At 64.2% G+C, this 16436-nt stretch carries 13 protein-coding genes, 1 tRNA gene and 1 pseudogene; 3 read left to right on the top strand and 12 right to left on the bottom strand.

Going from position 1 to position 16436, the window contains the following annotated elements:
* Positions 1–5: 5 nt before the first annotated feature.
* From ABG82_RS08040 to ABG82_RS08015, 6 genes and pseudogenes are all read right to left on the bottom strand, one after another.
* Positions 6–3353 carry an ATP-binding protein gene (locus tag ABG82_RS08040; protein ID WP_043076050.1) on the bottom strand — a complete coding sequence of 1116 codons (3348 nt, stop codon included), beginning with the start codon at positions 3351–3353 and terminating at the stop codon, positions 6–8.
* Entirely contained in the window at positions 3340–4080 is a 741-nt protein-coding gene (locus ABG82_RS08035) for a DUF4194 domain-containing protein (RefSeq protein WP_043076051.1), read from the bottom strand. Before ABG82_RS08035 ends, ABG82_RS08040 begins: the two co-directional genes overlap by 14 nt.
* Positions 4077–5537 (bottom strand): DUF3375 domain-containing protein, encoded by a 1461-nt coding sequence (locus tag ABG82_RS08030; RefSeq protein ID WP_043076052.1) that lies wholly within the window; start codon positions 5535–5537, stop codon positions 4077–4079. Before ABG82_RS08030 ends, ABG82_RS08035 begins: the two co-directional genes overlap by 4 nt.
* A gap of 147 nt (positions 5538–5684) precedes the next feature.
* Positions 5685–7478 (bottom strand): fatty acyl-AMP ligase, encoded by a 1794-nt coding sequence (locus tag ABG82_RS08025; RefSeq protein WP_043076053.1) that lies wholly within the window; start codon positions 7476–7478, stop codon positions 5685–5687.
* Positions 7479–7526: 48 nt separating this feature from the next.
* Positions 7527–8695 (bottom strand): annotated as a pseudogene (locus tag ABG82_RS29310) (DUF2075 domain-containing protein).
* Positions 8696–9683: 988 nt separating this feature from the next.
* Positions 9684–9767 (bottom strand) — tRNA-Leu (locus ABG82_RS08015).
* A 123-nt stretch (positions 9768–9890) separates the two neighbouring features.
* On the opposite strand from ABG82_RS08015, the gene ABG82_RS08010 reads away from it, so the two are divergent.
* The 3 genes from ABG82_RS08010 (at position 9891) to ABG82_RS08000 (ending at position 11626) form a co-directional block, all read left to right on the top strand.
* On the top strand, positions 9891–10259 hold the full coding sequence (locus tag ABG82_RS08010; RefSeq protein WP_043076054.1) for a hypothetical protein: 369 nt from the start codon (positions 9891–9893) through the stop codon (positions 10257–10259).
* Positions 10256–10615: a DUF3817 domain-containing protein gene (locus ABG82_RS08005; protein ID WP_043076055.1), complete on the top strand. Its 360-nt coding sequence runs from the start codon at positions 10256–10258 to the stop codon at positions 10613–10615. The genes ABG82_RS08010 and ABG82_RS08005 overlap by 4 nt, the downstream gene beginning before the upstream one ends.
* Positions 10616–10690: 75 nt before the next feature.
* Positions 10691–11626 carry an NADP-dependent oxidoreductase gene (locus tag ABG82_RS08000; RefSeq protein WP_043076056.1) on the top strand — a complete coding sequence of 312 codons (936 nt, stop codon included), beginning with the start codon at positions 10691–10693 and terminating at the stop codon, positions 11624–11626.
* A gap of 40 nt (positions 11627–11666) precedes the next feature.
* Here the strand turns inward: ABG82_RS08000 and rdgB are convergent, their stop codons facing one another.
* From rdgB to ABG82_RS07970, 6 genes are read right to left on the bottom strand one after another with little or no spacing between them, the layout of a single operon-like run.
* A complete protein-coding gene (gene rdgB / locus ABG82_RS07995; RefSeq protein WP_043076057.1) occupies positions 11667–12287 on the bottom strand; it encodes an RdgB/HAM1 family non-canonical purine NTP pyrophosphatase in 621 nt (206 codons plus the stop codon).
* A gap of 12 nt (positions 12288–12299) precedes the next feature.
* A complete protein-coding gene (rph, locus tag ABG82_RS07990; RefSeq protein WP_043076058.1) occupies positions 12300–13076 on the bottom strand; it encodes a ribonuclease PH in 777 nt (258 codons plus the stop codon).
* Positions 13077–13125: 49 nt separating this feature from the next.
* Positions 13126–13887, bottom strand: a complete 762-nt coding sequence (locus ABG82_RS07985; RefSeq protein ID WP_043076059.1) for a cyclic nucleotide-degrading phosphodiesterase — start codon at positions 13885–13887, stop codon at positions 13126–13128.
* Positions 13888–13940: 53 nt separating this feature from the next.
* The gene (gene murI, locus ABG82_RS07980) at positions 13941–14789 is read right to left on the bottom strand and encodes a glutamate racemase (RefSeq protein ID WP_043076060.1); all 849 of its coding nucleotides are present in this window, start codon (positions 14787–14789) and stop codon (positions 13941–13943) included.
* Positions 14786–15463: a rhomboid family intramembrane serine protease gene (locus tag ABG82_RS07975; protein ID WP_043076061.1), complete on the bottom strand. Its 678-nt coding sequence runs from the start codon at positions 15461–15463 to the stop codon at positions 14786–14788. The genes murI and ABG82_RS07975 overlap by 4 nt, the downstream gene beginning before the upstream one ends.
* Entirely contained in the window at positions 15460–16434 is a 975-nt protein-coding gene (locus ABG82_RS07970; RefSeq protein WP_043076062.1) for a cysteine synthase, read from the bottom strand. The genes ABG82_RS07975 and ABG82_RS07970 overlap by 4 nt, the downstream gene beginning before the upstream one ends.
* Positions 16435–16436: the final 2 nt, after the last annotated feature.

The raw sequence follows: 16436 nt of genomic DNA, 5'->3' as shown, positions 1-16436 counted from the left end.
GGTCGCTAGCGAGCGTTCACGGCCTTGCGTACATCGCCGAGTTCGCCGATCGGCACCGTGCGCGTCGAGGCAACGGGCCGTACCCCAGGGCCATCCGGCTTGGACACCATGACGACGCTGTCGATGTAGGGCTGGATGGTGGTGGTGTTCTGCACGGTGGCCACGATCACCAGCTGGAACCCGAACTTGCGGAACGCCGACAGCGCCTGCTGCGCGAATTGCGGGTCCGATTTCGAGAACGCCTCATCCAGCATCAGCTGGGCGAAGACCGGCCGGTTGTCGCCCGTCTCCGGGTTGGCCAGGTTGAAGCTCAGCGCACCGGCAAGGCAGAACGCCATCAACTTCTCTTGCTCTCCACCGGAGTTCGCGCCCGCATTGCTGTAGGTACGGATCGGCTCACCGGTGGTGGCATCGCGCTCCTCGCAGTACAGCACGAAGCGGTTACGCACATCCAGGGCATCACGTGTCCACTGTCGTGCTTCAGGCGTCTCGGCAGCCAACAGATTCCGCAGTTGCAGGATGTCCTGGTACTGGTCATGGATGGCCTTCTCGTCCCCCATCGAAACGGCGACGGCACGCCCCGATATCCGCCGGGCACGCTCGTTGAGCTCGCCGACCGCCTCAAGCGCCTTCGGCTCGGCGCGCAGAGTCAGCCGCGTACCCCGGTTGAACTCCACCGATCCCAAACCGCTGTTGACACGGTCGATCTGATCGGTGATGCGATGGGCTTCCTCCTCGGCGAGCTGGTGCAGCCGCAGCACGGCGGTGGGCGCCTGCTCGGTGATGAGCCGCAGCATGCGCTCATAGGCGGCCGGCAGGTCACGTTCATCGATCCGGCGGCACAACGCGACATAGTCGTGGATCTTCTCGTCGAAGTTCTCGCTGTCGTTGGGAATCGAGTCAGGGAAGTCCCGGTCGTAGGCGTTGAGAATTCGGTTCAGCTCGTTGCGTGAGCGAGTGACACTCTCGCGCAGCACCGACTGATCCTTCTCGATCTGGCGCCACAACTCCACCCGATAGGCGTCCGGCTCCAGCACGTCCAGGCTGGACGAAAGTTGCGGTACATAGGCTTCGATACCCGATCGAGTGTGCCCACCCACCTCACGCGGGCTCAGATTATCCATCAGGTCCAGCAGCCGGGTACGCCGCGAGTCATGTTCGGATTCCTGCTTTCTCAACGCTCCGATGCGTTCGGAAAGCTTCTTGATCTCGTCGAGATAAGAATCCGCCTGCTGCTGCAGGCCGGTGAGGTCGGGGTTGGCGTCCAGCATCGCGTCGTACTGATCCTGTAGCCGCCCCACGGCCGCCTCGGCCGAATCGGTGTCGATCTGGCTCCAATACTCGTACTGGCTATGGAGTTTGGACCACCGCACCACCTCCGAGCGCAGCTCCTCGCGCTTGGTGTCCATTTCGCCGATGAACTTCTCGGCATCGCTGACCGCCTGCTGCGCCTCAACCACATCATCGGACAGCGCGGCCCGCTTGTCGCCGGCATTGCCCTGGTAGATGTATTGGGATGCACGCAGTTCCCGCCGGTCGTCCTTGACCGCGCGCCGGTCGCCGTCCTTGCGCAGCCCCTGATCGGTGACCGCCCGGCGGTGTTTACTGAATTCATCGGGGCTGTCGACCAACACGTAGTCGCCCACACCTGCCACCAAATTCATGGCGGCGCCGGCACATTCGTGGTTCGGGTTGGTCACGCGCAGGCAGTCGGCAAGCGTGCCCGGCTCCGCGCGGCGGGGCGCACCGGACGGGATCACCCGTTCCATCTGCAGGTAACCGCGCATCGGATTCTCGTTGACGTAGCGCAGCACCTGCCGGTGATGCTGATCGGGCACCAACAGGCAGAGCCCGGTAGATCGCAGTACCTTCTCGACCGACTTGCGCCACCGTTCCTGTCCGGGCCGCAGATCCATCAGCTCGCAGACGTAGGGCAGGTCCTTGGCGGTCAGACCGAGTGCCGCGGCGATCTCCCCACGCATGCGGTCCTCGTCGGGCGGCACCGGGGTTCCCAGATGCTCGACCCGCTTGAATTCGGTGGAGGCGGCCCGCAGTTGATCGCGTGCCGTCGACAGCGCACCGGCGGCCATGACATAGGCGTCATGCCCGGCTTCGAGTTCGGCGTTGATCCGGGTGACCGCACGCAGGCTCTCCACCCGCATGGCTTCGAATTCCTCGGCGGATTCGATGTCCTCGTCATGGCCCAGATCCCATAGCGCGCTGTCGTAGGCGGTACGACGGCGCGACACCTCCTCGGCGCGGGCGCGGGCATGAGCCAGCTCGCTCTTGAGCGGAGCCAGATTGCTGTCCGCGGCGGCGATCCGGCCGAGCAGCTTGTCCCGCTCACCGGTGAGAATGTCTTGACGCGACTGGATTTCATCGCATTCACCACCGAGGCGGGTGATCTCGGTGTCCAGCAGATCGATCTCGGGGCCCGCCAGGGCCAGCCGCTGCTGATCGACGTAGTCGCGAACAGTGTGATGATCGACGACGTCCACGGTGGCCAACTGCGCCGCATCGCTGGCGTAGGTCTGCTGGATCTGTTCGATGTCGCCGAGGGTCTGGCGCTGGCGCTGCGCAACCGCGAGCGCGGCGCGCGCGTCGACCAGCGGCGTGATCTGGCCCAGCGCTTCGGAGATGGCTGCCATCGACTCGGGCTCGTCGAGCATGTACTCGCGTACGAACTGTTCCAGACCACCAACGCTCTTGAGCGACTTGGCCTTGCCCAGCAGCTGCTGAGCGGCCGAGGAACCCTGAATACCGACGGCGGCATACAGCTGTTCCAGGTACCAGCGCTCACTCTTGTGACCACGCCAGCCGGCACCCTCGAACACCGAGCCGGCATATCCCTTGCTGGCCCACGCATTGCACAGATCACGGATATCGGCATCGGCGTCGATCAGGTAGTACCGGCTCGACGAGTCCGAATCCGAGCCCGGGGCAAGCCATTTGAGTACCAGGCCGGTGATCACACGCCCGTCAGTGCCCGAATAGGTGACGGCGATCGCCGACCACGCCCCGCCCTTGCCGCGCAAGAACATCTGCTTGGGGCGCTCCCCCGGATTCTTCAGTTCGCCCCACAGGCCGCGCACATACTTGTCGACAGTGCGCTTGCCCATGCTGGAACCGGCCGCGGTGGTGTCGCTGGAGGCGTTGAAGTTACGGCGGTTCGACGACAGGAATGCCAGCGAAATCGCATCCAGCAGAGATGATTTACCGCTACCGGAAGAGCCGGTGATCAGGGTGCCGCGGCGGCTGAACTCAATGCTGTGGTAGCCGTCGAACACACCCCAGTTGATGACCTGCAGACGGGACAGCCAGAACTGCTGGGTCGCTGCGTCACTCATCGTCATCGGTCTCGCCATCTTCTTCGTCGGTGGAGTCTGCGGCGTCGGTGCCGTCTTCGGGGGCGCCGCCGCCCCGCTGCAACTGCTCGTATTGACGCTGCAGCGCCTCGATCATCTGCGCGGACATCAGGGCGTTGATGACCGGACTGATGGTGTAGCTGTGCTCGTCATCGCGGGTACGTTGCAGAATCTCCGCTTTGGACAGCCTCTTGATCGCCTCGTCGACACGGTCACGCAGCATGGCCTCGTCGCGGTCGACATCGTGGGTGACGTTGGCGAAAAGCTCGTGAATATCGTCCCGGCTCACCAGCACGTGTTCGTCGTGCGCGGTTCGGGCGATCTTGGCCAAGTGCAGCGCCACGATCGATGCGTAGGTGCCCAGGGGTTCCCGTCGCAACACCCGGGCGCCGTAGGCGCTGGGGTTCTCCAGCGGTGCCGGTTCGGCGTAGGCGACCTCAAGATCGTCGAACACCCGCAGCCGCAGATCCAATTCCGAAAGGCGCGAGGCCAGCACCTTGCGGTGCTCGATCATCGAGGCCCACAGTTCAGGCTGGCCGTCCTTGCTGAGATAGCGCCGGGCCACCAAGTTCTGCAGTGCCCAGCACGCCTTGTCGGGCAGCTCGCTGGTGTCGCCGTCGAACCGCGGCCCCTTGGCCGTTCTCGGCGCGGAGGCGTCGGGTTCGACACCCGGCAGGTCGTCAAAGTTGATATTCCCCAACGGCGTTGTCGTCACAGCGTCGCCCCCTCCTCGTCAAGGGTGGCCAGCACCGGTTCACGGAACATCAACTGAGGCACCTCCATCACCCGGTCCTGTCCGTCGAGGGACCGGAACTTCACATTGACCGACTCACGATCGGCCGTGTTGTCCTGCTTGAGCGCCAGCGACCACAACACGATCACATCACCGAGATACGGCGCGTCGACATGAGAGATCATGTCCGGCAGGGAAACCGGGCCACTGGCAACAGCGCTGTTGACCGTCTCGGCCAGTGCTGCCATGTCCACCTGGGTGGCCAATGCCGAGAAACCGCTCAGATCGAGCGGCCCCGACGGCGCGTCCTGTGCGAGCACCGGTGGCGCGGTGTCCTTGATGGTGAACGAGAGGGCGCCGATGGCGGCCGCCGCCGAGCGCCCGATCGGCAGTTCCGCCCCGATCGGCGAGTCCGCCGTGGATACCTTGAGCAGCGCATGACCTGCCGCGAGTGCGTCGTTGAGCTGGCGTGCGCGGCCACGCGCCTGCTCCGTGGTGCCGGCGGCGAAGAACCTCCGAATGCGCTGCGCACAGCGCTGTTCGATGCGAGAGACCTCCGCGATCTGTTGGGAAACCAGCTTGAAGAAATTCCTCATGACTTCCCGCAGACCGGGGTCAAGGTCGGGCAACCCCTCTGCGACACAAGCGATATCGCCCCGTAGCGCAGCTCGCTGATCCGGATCTTGGATGGTCCGCGTGAATGCCGCATACGAGGCGCGTTCCCGAGAGTCGAAGAGTGCGTCGTAGTCGGCGAACATTCGGCGGGCGCGGTCGCGGAAACCGGAATCGGAATCCTCGGCGGCGTCGATGAGCCCGGCGGTGATCTCGTTCTGCATGCTGCCGTAACGCACGATGTCGGTGATCACCTGCTCCATCTGGTAGGCGATGGCGCGGGTCTCGTCCTCCAGGTCGACGATGTCCGGTTCGGGACGGTAGCCGTCGTCGATGGCGTGCAGCTGGGTCTGCAGCTCGGCGATCTGGGCTTCGATATCGGCGCGCAGACGGGCCGGGTCACCATCGAGCTGCGTGGCGACCCGCTTCAAGCCGGCGGCGATACCGGCGATCGACCCGCCAGTGGCCACGGTGTCGGCGCGGCGCAGGCGTCGGACAAATGCCAGCGCGCTGCGCGCGTCCTCGGTCAGGGAGCAGACGTTCTCGGCGTCGGGGCCGGCGCCGTCGGACGCGCGGTGCAGCCATCCGTCGCTCGCCCAGCTCTTGATGAGGGCCAATCCCGACTGCTCCCCCAGGCCGACCGCGGCCAGATCCCGGTCCAGCTTGGCCACCAGCTGCGGCTCGGAGACCTTGGCGCTGCGATCCAAATGGCGTTCCATAAGCGTGATGTACGGCGCCAGATTCTTTGCGGCCAACAGCCGTACCGCACGGGATTTCTGCACGTCATCGTTGTGCGCGAACAGCTCGTCAACTGTCAGATCATTCATCGCACACCTCCATCACATTGCTCGCGGCTTGTCCCCGGCCGTGCAGCCGTCATAGCCACTGGCCCGGAAAACCTACCGGTCTGACGCGGGCGTGGCGAATGGGCTCGCTGACATGGGACAAATGAGGCAAATGGGTTAGCTGAGATCTCAGTGGACGCCCAGCGTGCCGTCCAGGTACTGGCGGCGACAGGCCCGTCGCGCCAGTTTTCCGCTGGTGGTGCGTGGGATGGCGCCCGCGGGCAAGAGCTGCACGTCGCGAGCTTCCAGGCCGTACTCGGAGCCGATCGCGGCACGAATCGCGTCGATGGCCTCTTGGGGGTCGGCCTTGGCCGTACGGGACGCGCGCTCGGCGACGACGACCAGACCGCTGGGCACCGTGAACGCCGTCACGTATCCGCGCCGGACGATCGGCGAGGCATCGGCGACGGTGGTCTCGATGTCCTGCGGGTAGTGGCTCCTGCCGTCGAGCACGAGGTGGTCGGCGAGGCGGCCGGTGACATACAACTCGCCGTCAAGGTAGAAGCCCATGTCACCCGTGCGCAGCCAATCGCCCTGACCATCGGCCTTGACGGCATGGCCGTTCGGTTGTGGCGCGCCGAGCCGGGCATGAAAGACCCGCTCGGTGTCCTCCGGGAGCCCCCAGTATCCGCGACCAACGTTGTTGCCCTGCAACCAGATTTCGCCGACGTGACTGTCCGGAAGCTCATCGGCGGTGCCGGGGTCGACGATCACGCCATGCAGACTGCGGGCCAGCTGACCACAGGAAACGTGGATGCTGGCATTGGCCGCATCGGGAGTGGTTGACACCGCCCGGCCTTCGGCGAGCTGAGCACGATCGAGGTACACGACCGAGGGTTCGGCGTCCGGGGCGATATTCGCGATGAACAGCGTCGCCTCGGCGATGCCGTAGGACGGTTTGAAGGCCGTCGACGGTAAACCGAAGGGCGCGAAGGCCTTTTCGAAGTTTCGGATAGCGTCGATACTGACCGGTTCGGACCCGATGATCATCACCACCTGGCCCAGGTCGATGTCGGCACCGTCCTTGGGCACGCCACGTTGTGCGGTGTAGTCGTAGGCGAAGTTCGGCGCCGCGGTGATCACCCGACCTTCCTTGCATCCGTCGGAAAGCGCCGTGATCCAGCGCTGCGGGCGGCGGATGAAAGCCGTCGGCGACATCAGGGTGGAGTGGCCGCCGTAGACGGTCGGGAAGCCGATCATCGACAGACCCATGTCGTGGTACAGCGGTAACCAACTGCAGCCGTGTGTGTTTCGGTCCAGCAGATCGATGGACAGAATCATCTGTGTCAGATTCACGCCGACCGCCCGATGCGTGATTTCCACGCCCACCGGCGGGCGGGTGGCACCCGAGGTGTACTGCAGATGCGAGACGTCGTCGTCAACCAGGTGAACGTACTCAAACGTCTCCCCCGCGCCGTCGGGAATCTCGTCGATAACCAGCACGCGCGGCGCCTCCGCCCGACCGCTGAGAAAATCCTCGACGGTGGCCCGGGCGGCTGCGGTGGTCAGCACCACCGTGGGTGTGCAGTCCGTCAGCGCGGTATCCAACCGTTCGGCGTGTCCGGGAAGCTCGGGAGCGAAGAGCGGCACCGCGATGGCACCGGCCTTGATCGCCGAGAAGAAGCCGACGATGTAGTCCAGACCCTGTGGCGCCAGGATGGCCACCCGCTCGCCGCGCCTGATGTGGCGTTGCAGTTGCGCGGCGACGGCCTTGAGCCGGATGCCGAGCTGCGACCAGGTGAGCTCGACGCGGCTGCCCTCTTCTGAGGTGGTGAAGTCCAGGTACCGGTAGGCGACGGTGTCGCCGACATTCCTGATGTTCCGCTCGATGAGGGATATCAGCGTGGTGCCGGGCGGCAGCTCGATGTTTCCGTCGGCATTCAGACAATCGTCGATATCAAGCAAACCGTCACTGCGAACCACATTTTCAAGTCTAGGCGCGGCGGCGGTGGGCGCGCAGATTCTCAGAGGCTACGCGGCGACCAAAGCTCGCAGCGCTGCACGAGTATCCGCATCTGTGGCATATATGACCGTGCCGATCATTCCTCTGGTCAGCAACACCTTGTAAACATTGCGGACCAATGCATCAAATCTGATATCGCTTACCTTTTTTGAGCTCTTCATTTCTGGGTCGCGATTCGCCGCACGATTGGTCACAAAACCACCATTACGCCACACAAGATCTGGGCCGATGATTACTCCGCTCCAGTCGTATTCGAATCCCTGCGCCGTGTACACGCAACCGACTTGATCGAAACCACCATCCTCTGTGGCCCAAAGCATCGAGGGAGGCGCTGTCCCTGTTCTCCTGTCGCTCTTGTTGTTCCACGGCCGTGACCAGCCGCCAATTTGGATGTCGGGAACTAGCGTTGAGTCTTTACGTGGGTCGCTCCACGGCAGCAGTATCCGGCTGACATACGTGCCGAATACCGGTCATTGAGTTTCTGCGTCAGGAGGAATTCCATCTCTTCGGGGGTTTCGGCGATCCGCACAACGAAATTAGAGTTGTCACGCCATACGGTGGGCGGTTCCCCGGAGAGGCCCAATAGCCGCATAACCCAGCCGACGTACTCCTCGCTCCCGCCGCACCTGAACTGTTCTCCGAGATGGATGTGCTGTGTATCCAACCCGAGCGATCGTGCATGGTGTTCAATCTGGGCGACGGTGCCCATTTCGCCGGGCCGCACCACCTGGTGCTCGTCGAGCAGAAACACCGGTACTCGGGCCGCGGCAATCAGCTCTTCGACCTGGGGTCGCCCAGTTCTGTGTTCAGCGCGGGTGAACCTACTCGCAGACGTTTCGCGGATACGGTGTGCTTCATCCAAGATCAAAACATCCAGCCCGTTTCGCTCGGCATCGATGAACTGGTTGAAGTACTTGAACATCTGCCGCACCTGAGGGGCGCGTTGCCCCGTCACACGCCTTAGAGTCTGCGTAAAGGAACGGGAACCCGTGGCGTGCAGTACAGTTCGCCCTCGCCTTGACAGCTCGCCAACAAGGGAGAGCGCAATCACACTCTTCCCGCTGCCGGGCCCGCCCGTCACGATGACGACGCGTTTGTGGTCTGCGGAGCGAGAGTGCTCAACTGTGTGAAGGACCAGATCCACTGCAAGCTGCTGGTTACCGATGAGCTGAAACATTGGCCTAGAACGAACTTCTTCGGCAGCCACCCTAAGCAGTTGCTTCGAGGGTGCGACTTTCGATCGGAGAAGTGTGTCACCAGCGCTGGAACCTGCACTGGAATCAGAGAGCCTGGATCTGAGAAACTCCAACATCTCTGCGCGGTCGGCACCCGTGAACAGCCGCGACCTGATATCGCTCGGTACGAGCCGCAGGTCTGAAACCGTCGTCGGATCCATAGCATTGTGTAGATACGCCATCCCGGCTAACACCCCAGGCTGGTTATGAATAGCAATCGCGAAGTTCGCGAGATAGTCGCAGTAGCCTTTGACTTGAAGCGCAGGGTGTTGCTTAGGGCCGCCCGGCATCCCCGGAACATCGACAAGCTCGGGATTGCTCTCGAAGCGGTAGGCCGCCGTCCATTGTTTCAGTTCGACCACCACAAACGAAGGCGCACCATCAAGCGGGTTCGTACCCGCAAGTACCACATCTGCGCGTTGCGACGACAGCGGGAGCGAATATTCGACGAGGACTTCCACGTTCCCCAAACCAGCGTCGACCAAGTCCTCTGCAAATCTGGGTAGGCTACGGCGCCATGACATCTGCTCCGCCGGACTCGCTCTCCTGCCGGTTCGGTACAGCATCTGCTCTAAGAGTTGTTCAACGAGCGAGTCAGAGTTTGCCACGCGGGTAAGACGACTCGCGGTAGTACGCAACAAAGTCACGAAATGTAGTCCCCCTGGGCAGCACGAATACGGTCGTGCGGGTGGGGACATGTCCTAACGAAGGTTCAGCGGAGCGTCCGTCGGGCCGCACTGAAAGAGTACTGCTCGACGAAAAACCGACGCATCTGCGGCTCGCGAGCACCAGCACGGCACCCAACGGTTCCAAATCTACGTTTCGCAGCGACCCACTCGCACGTTGTCGGCAGAACGTCGATTTCGATGAAAGTACGTCGCGACGGGCCGCGCCGACGCCGGTCAGCGAGACATCATGAACACTCCGTTGTGCGGGCGGAGGGACTCGAACCCCCACGTTCTTTCGAACACGGGGACCTAAACCCCGCGCGCCTACCAATTTCGCCACGCCCGCAGGGCTCCGATATTACCTGGTGAGTGTCGGACCCCTCGCCAGGCGCCATGACGAGTTCCTCGGACCAAAGCGCTGACCAGGGGCGTTGGCATATTCACCGCCGTCACACGGTACCGTCAGAAGATGTCCACTACACGGCGTCGGAGACCCGCACTCATCGTGCTGGTGGGCGTCAGTGCGATCGCGTTCCTCGGGCTGGCCTACTGGCAGTTCCAGCGCTTCGAGTCGGTGACCGGTGATGGCCAGAATCTGGGCTATGCCCTGCAGTGGCCGCTGTTCGCGGTGTTCGTCATCTGGGCCTACCGTCGCTTCGTCCAGTACGAGGACGAGGGCCCGCCCCCGGCGCCTACCGATCGAGTCACCGAGATCCCCCAGGGTCTGCTGCCCGAACGTCCCGCCGCCGCGAAACCGGACCCCGCCGACCGCACACTCACCGAGTACAACGCTTACCTTGCCGCCCTGGCCGAAGAAGATAGGAAGCCCGCCCCGTGACCGAGAACGAAGCCACGCCCGACGCTCCGGTAGTCACCACTCCGGTAGAGAAGATCCGCGGCGCGCTGTGGCGCTACCGCATTCTGGCGTGGACCACCGGCGTTTGGCTTATCGCACTCTGCTGGGAGATGTGGCTCAAATATGTTGAACAGGTTGCGCATCCGCCGAGCTGGATCGGCATCGTGCACGGGTGGATCTACTTCGTGTATCTGATTTTCACCACCGACCTGGCCGTAAAGGTCCGGTGGCCCTGGCTGCGCACCATCGGCACGCTGCTGGCGGGCACCATCCCGCTGCTCGGCTTCATCGTCGAGCACTACCGCACCAAGCAGGTCAAGGAGCAGTTCGGCATCTAGGGCCGCCCCGTCTACCCGCGAAGAAAATCCGGCATGTCAGGAATATTGACATGAAGACGAGCATTGCGTACGTGTATGAACATGACGCACATAGTGGTAGCGACAACATATGGCGGTCCGGACGCGCTCGCGCTGCAGGACATCACGACGCCGAGTCCCGCCGAGGGGCAGGTCCTCATCGACGTCAAGGCCGCCGGGGTCAATCCGATCGATTGGAAGCTGTACTCGGGTGCCTTCGGTACCGACCCTGACAAACTTCCCATGCGCCTGGGACTTGAGATTTCCGGGACAGTCGCGGCGGTCGGTCCGGGCGTCGTGGGACTTAATCCGGGCGACGACGTCATCGCGGCGGGGTCGATCGGCGGGTACGCAACTCAGGTCATCACCGCCGCAGACGACGTTTTCAAGAAGCCCGCAAGTTTGTCCTTCAACGAGGCCGCCGGGTTCTTGCTGACCGGGCAGACCGCGGTCCACCTTCTGGAAGCCACCAACGTCACCGAGGGCGATACCGTCCTCATCCACGGCGCGGCCGGGGGTGTGGGGCTGCTCGCCACCCAGCTCGCGAAGGCCCGCGGCGCCACGGTGATCGCGACCGCCAGCGCGGCACGCCACGATCAGTTGCGCGGCTACGGTGCCATCCCGGTGGAATACGGTCCAGGTCTACAGGAACGGGTGAGCGCAATTGGACCCGTGGACGCCGCGCTCGATCTCGTCGGCACCGACGAGGCCGCTGACGTCTCGCTGGCCCTCGTCGCCGACAAAGACCGCATCGCCACCATTGCCGGATTCGCCCGCGCCGCAAGCGATGGCTTCAAGGCACTCGGTGGCGGCCCCGGCGCCGATCCGGGTACCGAAATCCGGCGCGCCGCCCGCCCCGAATTGATCCGTCTGGCAGGAAATGGCGAGCTGGAGGTCACCGTCGACCGTACCTACCCGTTGACCGAAGCGCGCCAGGCCCACGAATACGGCCAGACCGGTCACGCCCGCGGAAAGATCATCCTGCTGCCGTAGTCGGGACTTTTGTGTCTGCCCGCGAATGGGAGACGAGGAGCTAGGGCGCGGTCCGGCCCAGATTCACCAGGTTGCGCAGCATCGGCAGCAGCGCCGCCAGTGCGCGTCCGCGATGCGAGACCGCGTCCTTCTCCTCGGCAGTCAACTCCGCCGCGGTACGTATACCGCCGCGCGGCAGGAAGATCGGGTCGTAGCCAAAGCCGTTCTGGCCCGCCGGTATCCGCGCGATGGAGCCCTTCCAGCGGCCCTCCACGACGACTTCTTCGCCGTCCGGCGTCACCAGCGCACACGCGGACACGAAGGCCGCGCCACGACGCTCGTCGGGCACATCCGTCAATTGGGCGAGCAGCAGCGCGGTGTTGGCTGCGTCGTCTCCATGCCGCCCACTCCAGCGGGCCGACAACACTCCGGGCATCCAGTTCAGCGCATCCACCGCCAGCCCGGAATCATCGGCGACGCAGGCCAATCCGGTGTGCTTGGCCCCCTCGCGCGCCTTGATCAGCGCGTTGTCCTCAAAGCTCGCGCCCGTTTCGGGAACTTCTTCGTATTCCGGGACATCGGCCAGCGATACCAACTCGACACCCGAGATACCCGATGACTCAAGCACTCGCGACAACTCCGCAAGCTTCTTCGGATTACGGCTTGCGACAAGTATTTTCATTACCCCCGCCTACTACGAACCGAATGCCTTTTTCTGCGGCGCGTCGGGTAGCACTCCCGGGTAGGGCAACGCGAGCGCTTCCTTCTGTAACACGAACAGCTGCTCGGCGGCGCCTACCGCGGCGTCGAGCAATTTGTCCAGGGTAGATCGGGGGAAGGTGGCGCCCTCGCCGGTACCCTGCACCTCCACCAGGGTGCCGGTATCGGTGGCCACCACGTTCATGTCCACCTCGGCACGCGAATCCTCTTCGTACGGAAGGTCGACACGCACCCGGCCATCCACCACGCCGACACTCACGGCGGCGATCGCACACGACAGCGGTTCGTCATCTGCCAGCTTGCCGTGTGCCGCCAGATACGTCACCGCATCCGCGAGCGCCACGTACGCGCCGGTGATGGCGGCGGTGCGGGTACCACCGTCGGCCTGCAACACATCACAATCGATGGCAATGGTGTTCTCGCCCAAAGCCGACAAGTCGATACACGCCCGCAGCGAGCGCCCGATCAGACGGCTGATCTCCTGCGTGCGGCCGCCCACCCGCCCCTTGACCGATTCTCGGTCGCTGCGGGTGTGCGTGGAGGCCGGCAGCATCGCGTATTCGGCTGTCAGCCAGCCAAGTCCAGATCCCTTGCGCCAGCGCGGTACCCCCTCGGTGGCACTGGCGGTGCACATCACCCGCGTTTGGCCGAACTCGATGAGCACCGAACCCGCTGGATGAGAGGTGAATCCCCGGGTGATGGTCACCGGGCGCAGTTCGTCGTCTTGTCTGCCGTCTTCTCGTCTGGACACGCCATCGACCTTATCGTCTCCTCGGCGGTACCGAGTGTGAGTGGCAGCGCTACAGGTCGATGTTCTCCCCGGCGACCACGGCGTGCACCGGTCCGTCAAATGCCGACTTGGCCTCCGCGATGACATCCTCACGTGAGGTCCACGGCGGGATATGGGTCAGCAGCAGTTCCTTCACGCCCGCGCGAGCCGCGATCTGGCCCGCCTCGGTCCCCGACAGATGCAGGTCCGGCGGGCGGTGCCCCGGCATGTGCGTCCACGACGCCTCGCATAAGAACACATCGGCATCGCGCGCCAGCTCGACCACGGCGTCGCAGATGCCGGTGTCGCCGCTGTAGGCCAACACGGTGCCCGCGGTGTCCTCGATGCGCAGCCCGTACGACTCGGGCGGGTGCGCCACCCTCGTCGGTGTCACGGTCAGCGACCCGAACTGCACGGGCTCACCATCGGCCCACGGGAAGACGTCGAAGATGTCGGTGAAGTCGTCGACCTCACCCCCGATCTCGGCGGACGCGGCCCCCACCCGGACCAGAGTGTCGGCAGGCCCGTACATGATCGCCTTGCCTGTGGGCGGATTCGGGTGATACCGGCGCCACACGAACAGACCGGGCAGGTCCAAGCAGTGATCGGCGTGCAGATGCGACAGCAGGACGGAGACGGATCCGGGGTCGGCAAAACGTTGCAGAGAGCCCAAGACACCGCCACCGAAGTCGATGACCAACGGTGGCGCATCCGGTGCCGTCAGGAGGTAACCAGACGCCGGTGAATCCGGTCCGGTGACACTGCCCGAGCAGCCGAGCACGGTGACTCGCACAGCCCTAGCTTGCCACGCCTGGCAAGCGTCTCCGCACAGGGGCGCAGGGGTGTCTAACTGGAGTGCGTAATTTCGGTGTAACCCGGAACACTGCTAGCCCGAGTTTGCACTGCTGTCACAGCGGGGCCGAGGAATCGGGCCGCCAGCGCACGGAACGCGTCCGGATCACCGGTTGCTTCGAAGATACGGTTCGGAGACGCGGTGCTGGAATGCTCCGGGTGTGGCCGCAGCAGATCTCTCTCCGTCAACACCCGCAGCAGGTCCTTAGCGGTTTCCTCGGCACTGGACACCAACGTGACGTCCTCACCCATGGCCAATTGGATCAGCCCGGACAGCAACGGATAGTGGGTGCAACCCAGCACCACGGTGTCCACCTGTGCCCGCTGTAGCGGCTCCAGATAGCCCTCAGCCAACTGAAGAACCTGCCGCCCACTGGTGATGCCACGCTCGACGAAATCGACAAAACGCGGACACGCCACCGCGGTGATCTCGGTGTCGCGCGCGGCCGCGAACGCGTCCTGGTAGGCGCCCGACGCGATGGTCGCCTCGGTACCGATGACGCCGATCTTGTTGTTGTGCGTGGTGTGCACCGCCCGCCGGACCGCGGGCAGCACCACCTCGATGACGGGCACCGGCGCGTACCGTTCCCGGGCATCACGCAGGCAGGCCGCCGAGGCCGTATTGCAGGCGATCACCAGAGCTTTCACCCCGCGTCCGACGAGATCGTCACCGATGGCCAGCGCGTGCCCGCGAATTTCCGGAATGGTCAGTGGGCCGTACGGCCCGTTGCCGGTATCGCCGACATAGACGATGTCCTCATCGGGCAGCTGATCAATGATGGCGCGCGCCACCGTCAATCCGCCGACCCCCGAATCGAAAATCCCGATGGGTGCGTCGCTCACGTGGTCAACCTCGGCGGTGCTCCAGGTCCAGGTACGGCCTTTGCCTTACGTTCTCTGCCGGAGAGCCAGTAGGCCGCGAGCACGCCGGCGATGGCACCGCTGAGATGCCCCTGCCAGGACACCCCGAACTGTCCGGGCAGCACGCCCCACAGCACGCCGCCGTAGAGGACGATCACGACGACGCCGATGAGGATCTGCCCCACGCTGCGGTTGAAGAACCCGCGCACGATCACATAGGTGAGCCAGCCGAAGATCAGGCCCGATGCGCCGATGTGATTGGTCTCGTAGGGCGATCCGAGATTGCCGATGAGCCACGTACCAACTCCGCCCAGGATCCAGATGATGGCGGTGGCCAACAGGAAACGACCCACGCCCGCCGCTGCCGCCAAGAAACCCAGTACCAGCGCGGGCACGGTGTTCGCGATCAAGTGCCCCCAGTTCGCGTGCAGCAGCGGGGCGAAGAGGATGCCGTCGAGGCCGTCGGTCTCCAGGGGGCGGATACCGTTCTCGTCGAGGCGGTGCCCGGTGACCGAATCGATGCCTTCGACGACATAGAGCAGGGCGACGAACGAGACCACCAAGATTCCGCCGGTGACCCATTGCGGACGGCCGGACCGTTCGGGACGGGGGCGAGCAGAACCCGGATACCCGGATCCGCCGCCATATCCCGTCATGCCCACAGCTGCCCTTCTAGTGCGTCCTCTGCGTCATCCACGGTACCGGCGTACGCACCGGTCGACAGATACTTCCAACCCGCGTCGGCCACCACGAACGCGATGTCCGCGCGCTCCCCCGCCTTGACGGCCTTGGCCGCCATGCCCAAGGCGGCGTGCAGAATCGCGCCGGTCGAGATGCCCGCGAAGATGCCTTCCACCTGGACCAGTTCCCGGGTACGGCGGACCGCGTCAAAGGAACCCACCGAGAAGCGGGTGGTCAGTACCTCGGGGTCGTACAGCTCGGGTACGAATCCCTCGTCGATATTGCGCAGCGCGTAAACACCCTCGCCATATCGCGGTTCGGCGGCGACGATCTGGACCCCTGGCACGTTCTCGCGCAGGAATCTTCCCGTGCCCATGAGGGTGCCGGTGGTGCCGAGCCCCGCGACGAAGTGCGTGATCTCGGGCAGGTCGGCCAGGATCTCCGGGCCGGTGCCCCGATAGTGCGCATCGGCATTGGCCGGGTTGCCGTACTGGTACAGCATCACCCACGAAGGATTTTGCGCGGCAAGCTCTTTGGCCGTGGCGACGGCAGTGTTTGAGCCACCCTCGGCCGGCGAGAAGATGATGCGGGCACCGTACAGTTCGAGCAGCTGGCGCCGTTCGATGGAGGTGTTCTCCGGCATCACGCAGATCATCGTGTAGCCCTTGAGCTGCGCGGCCATCGCCATCGAAATTCCGGTGTTGCCGCTGGTGGGCTCCAGAATCGTGGCCCCCGGTTCCAGCAGCCCGTCCCGTTCGGCCTGTTCGATCATCCGCAGAGCGGGCCGGTCCTTGATGGATCCGGTCGGATTGCGGTCTTCCAGTTTGGCCCACAACCGCACGTGCGCAGAACCGTCATCACCTGAATCCCACCGAGGGGACAGTCTCTGCAATCCAACCAGCGGCGTGTTCCCGAGCGCCTGCAGCAGCGAGTCGTATCGGGTCATGC

Origin of the sequence: Mycobacteroides immunogenum (genome assembly GCF_001605725.1) — a bacterium.
In the GTDB taxonomy this organism is placed as follows: domain Bacteria; phylum Actinomycetota; class Actinomycetes; order Mycobacteriales; family Mycobacteriaceae; genus Mycobacterium; species Mycobacterium immunogenum.
This window is presented reverse-complemented; position numbering and strand designations above follow the sequence as displayed.